Annotated in this window: 1 protein-coding gene; it reads left to right on the plus strand. The window is 64.8% G+C overall.

Annotation, left to right across the window (positions count from 1 at the left end):
- Nucleotides 1-140 precede the first annotated feature (140 nt).
- On the plus strand, nucleotides 141-1,337 hold the full coding sequence (locus tag KJP28_RS19850) for an IS256 family transposase (protein ID WP_142495134.1): 1,197 nt from the start codon (nucleotides 141-143) through the stop codon (nucleotides 1,335-1,337).
- Nucleotides 1,338-1,407: the final 70 nt, after the last annotated feature.

Raw genomic sequence — 1,407 nt, forward strand, 5'->3', positions numbered from 1 at the left:
TCGGTAGTGCCCCGTGGGGTGGTGTAAGAGGCCGCGCGCGAAGCCCTTGGCGTAGCGCAGCGCGCGGCCGGGCTGGCGGCCATCGCGCTTCTTCGTAGTCTGAGGTTGTTCGAAGACCGACGACAACGAAGGAGAGCACGATGACCGAGAACATGATCGACCTTCCGGGCATGATCGCCAAGAGCGATGACGCGGATTTCTTGCGCGAGCTGATCCAGGATGCCGCGCAGCGGCTGATGGATATCGAGGTGGCCACCGTTTGCGGTGCGGGCCATGGCGAGCGCAGCCCGCACCGGGAGAACCAGCGGAACGGCTACCGGCCGCGGCAATGGGATACCCGGGCGGGGACCATCGGCCTGAACATCCCGAAGCTGCGCAAGGGCAGCTATTTTCCGACCTTCCTGGAGCCACGGCGGACGGCGGAGAAGGCGCTGATGGCAGTGATCCAGGAGGCCTACATCCATGGTGTTTCCACGCGCGCTGTCGATGACTTGGTGCGCGCCATGGGGCTGACGGGCACCTCCAAGAGCCAGGTCTCGCGGCTCTGCGAGGAGATCGACGAGCGGGTGCAGGCGTTCCTGAACCGGCCTCTCGAAGGCGATTGGCCCTTCCTCTGGCTCGACGCCACTTATGTGAAGCTGCGTGAGGGCGGGCGGATCGTCTCGATGGCGGTGATAGTGGCTGTGGCGGTCAATACAGACGGGCGGCGCGAGATCTTGGGGATTACCGTCATGCCCTCGGAAGCCGAGACGTTCTGGGCCGACTTCCTGCGGTCTCTTACTCGGCGCGGCCTGCGGGGCGTGCAGTTGGTGATCAGCGACGCACATGAGGGCCTGAAAGCTGCCGCACGCAAGGTGCTCAGTGCCGGCTGGCAGCGCTGCCGCGTGCATTTCCAGCGCAACCTCCTGGCCCGCGTGGGCAAGACCCACAAGCCGGTGGTCAGCGCGGTGGTAAAGACCGTTTTCGCCGAGAAGGACCGCGACCAGGCCCATGCCCGCTGGCGTGAGGTCGCCGACAGCCTGCGGGACCGGTTCCGCGATGTTGCCGAGCTGATGGATGAGGCGGAGCATGACGTGCTGGCTTACATGGCCTTCGACGAGAGCCTGCGCTCGAAGCTGCACAGCACAAACCCACTGGAACGCGTCAACAAGGAGATCAAGCGGCGGACCAATGTCGTCGGCATCTTTCCCAACCGCGAAGCCGTCATCCGGCTGGTCGGCGCGCTCATGCTGGAGCAAAACGATGAATGGGCCGTCTCCCGCCGCTACATGCCGGTGGAAAAGCTGACGGCCGTGTGCAACGATACCGGCGCGGCGACGATGATCGCCGCGCAGTGAACGAGCAGCACCAGCTATGAAGAAGCAGGTGGACGCCAGTTCCTACACCATCTCCCGGGACACTACCCAC

It is taken from the genome of Maritimibacter dapengensis, assembly GCF_019218265.1.
GTDB lineage: Bacteria > Pseudomonadota > Alphaproteobacteria > Rhodobacterales > Rhodobacteraceae > Maritimibacter > Maritimibacter dapengensis.